A 2557-nucleotide genomic window follows, 5' to 3' on the forward strand; every position below is an offset into this window, starting at 1 on the left:
CGCCGCGCGCCTGGTCGCCGACCGCGGTGCCGCCGCGGTCACCATGGACGAGGTGGCCGCCGCGGCGGGCGTCGGCAAGGGCACGGTGTTCCGCCGATTCGGCAGCCGCACCGGCCTGATGCGCGCCCTCGTCGACCACGACGAGCGCAAGCTGCAGCAGGGCTTCCTGTTCGGCCCGCCGCCGCTGGGACCCGGCGCTCCCCCGCTCGACCGCCTGCTCGCCTACGGCCGCGCACGCCTCGAGCACACCCTCGCCCACCACGACATCCTCGCCCAGGCGCTCGCCGTCGACGGCACGCAGCGCTACACCATGCCGGTGGTGATGGCCGCGACCACGCACGTGCGGATGCTGCTGACCGAGCTGGGCGTCCCGCGCCCGGAGGTCGCCGCCCTCGCGCTCGAGGCCCCGCTGCACGCCGATGCCGCGGCCTTCCTGACCGACGTGGAGGGGCTCAGCGCCGCCGAGATCGTCCAGCAGTGGGAGCACCTGGTCATCTCCATCGCGGGCTGACCTCCTACTGGTCGAAGCCGCTCCGCGCGACGAGCGCCTGCGCGCGCGACAGGTCGGGCCCGACCGGCAGCAGCCGCACGATCGGCCACGGCGCCAATCCCGGTTCCCCGAGGCCGAGTGCCGCGGCGGCCGCGTCGTCGACGACGCCGTACCGCATCCCGGTGTCATCGATCAGGACCCGACCGTTCCGGCGCGTGCTGCGCGGGTCCATCCCGGTCAGCCGGACGTCGTGCGTCGAACCGGGTGCCACGCGGATCTCGTCGACCCCCGGTCCGGCGCCGTCGGCGCCCACCGGTACCACCGGCGGGCCGCCGGGCAGTGCATGGCCGGTGCGCAACCCCGTCAGTGCAGCGGGGGCGCCCGGCTGTCGGCTCCACTGCTGGCAGATCACCGGGACGTCGGCGGCGGCGGGCAGTTTCGGCGCCCGCGCCGGAAAGTGATCGACCGCCAGGGTGTGCACGATCGGCGCCTGCGCAGCCCGCGACGGCGCGACGACGGCGACCTCGTCGTCGATCGAGTCGTCGGCCAGCCGAAACATCTCGGCCACCGTCGGCGTCACCGGTTGCGCCCCGTCGGCGAGGGCGACGAAGTGTTCGGACCGGCCGTCGAGGCCGCGGACGGCGAACACCGTGCCAACCGGCAGGCCGGCCGCGCCGCGACGACCCGCGCCGGGGATCGTCGGCACCCGCAGGGGCGCGACCTCCTCGATGGCACCGGCCAGCGCCGCCGACAACCGGCGCGGCTCGGCGTCGTCGAGGTGCAGCGCCCGGCGCACGGCGCTCGAGTCACCGTCGATCCGGGCGCGCACGGTGCGTGCGGCACCACCGCTGCCGAGCCGGTACACCAGGTACGTCCGGCCGTCGACGACCGCGAGGATCCCCGCATCCGCGGCGGCGGCGGTCCCCCGGTCATCGCCGATGACGACAGCAGTGCGTCCCGGCGAATCGGCATCGCCCCCGGCGTCGCACACCGACCACGTCGAGGCGGCACCCGGGCCGAGCGCATTGGGCGCACCGACGATGCCCAGCGTCGGGCCGCGCGGCAGGTCCCGCAGCGCCGCGCCGCTGACCGTCTTCGGTGCCGCCGGTGTCTGCGCGATCAGTCGGGCCGACGCGAGGTTCAGCACCGGGTGCGCCTTCTTGTCGACGACGACGTAGAGGCTGCCGTCGGCACGGTTGAGCACGATCGGCGCGTCGGCGACCCGGCCGACCGGACGGATCAGGCCGTAGACGCCACAGCCCGCGGCGACCAGCAGCGCGAGTACCAGCCCGACCGTCATCGACAGCCGCTGGGCCCGCATCGGGTCGTGCAGCATCCGCGCGTCACGGCGCACCAGTGCGTGTTCGGCGCGCTGCAGCAGGAAGCGGTAGCCGCTGACCTGGGCGCGCGTGGTCAATTGTCGAACCATCGGTGTCCCCCAACTCCGATTGACGCCAACGCGGCCCAAATCCCCCCGGATGGGCACGCCACTGCGTTAGCGTGCTGACACTGTTGCACGCAGCCGGGGGGCTCGTGGGGCAAACGCAACGAATTCGACAGACGAATCGGGGGACTCGCTGTGCTGCTGTCATCCGTCGCCCACCGCCGGGGCGGTGCCGACCGCCTCGCCCCGGACTCCCTCACCGCACCACCGGCGTTCGACATCCCAGCCGGCTGCGATCCCAACCGGGGCGACGACGCCGTCGCCGTCGGCGTCCGATGGGTGTCCGACACGCTGGTGACCGCGGTGCGCGTCGACCCCGTCCGACCGGTCCCGCGGGCCCACTCAACCGCCGGCACGACCCCGCTCGGCGACGAGGCGTCGGTGGACCTGGCGGTATTGCAGCGGTTCCGGCAGTCGTGCCGCGGAGCGCCGACCCTCGATCTGACCGTCACCGACCACCGGTACTGCGGCGCCGGCCCCCTCGCCGCGGCCTACCGGGCGACGCTCGGCCCGCTGCCGATCGCCACGTCCCGGCGGGTGGTCGTGGTGGTGCGCACCCGGGCCGTGGACCCTGGTGCGCCGGCCGCGCCCGATCCGCGGAGCGCGGCCCTGCGCAGCGCGGC

Annotated in this window: 2 protein-coding genes and 1 pseudogene; 2 read left to right on the forward strand and 1 reads right to left on the reverse strand. The window is 74.9% G+C overall.

Annotation, left to right across the window (positions count from 1 at the left end):
- On the forward strand, nt 1–511 hold a 511-nt coding region (locus QM634_RS14100), incomplete at its 5' end, for a helix-turn-helix domain-containing protein (RefSeq protein ID WP_415043410.1).
- A gap of 4 nt (nt 512–515) precedes the next feature.
- Here the strand turns inward: QM634_RS14100 and eccB are convergent.
- Entirely contained in the window at nt 516–1907 is a 1392-nt protein-coding gene (eccB, locus tag QM634_RS14105) for a type VII secretion protein EccB (RefSeq protein ID WP_415043411.1), read from the reverse strand.
- 162 nt (nt 1908–2069) lie between these two features.
- Here eccB and QM634_RS14110 point away from each other — a divergent pair.
- A pseudogene (locus QM634_RS14110) lies at nt 2070–2557 on the forward strand (hypothetical protein); the annotation flags it as partial.

This window comes from Gordonia sp. (in: high G+C Gram-positive bacteria) (assembly GCF_047606305.1).
Classification (GTDB): domain Bacteria; phylum Actinomycetota; class Actinomycetes; order Mycobacteriales; family Mycobacteriaceae; genus Gordonia.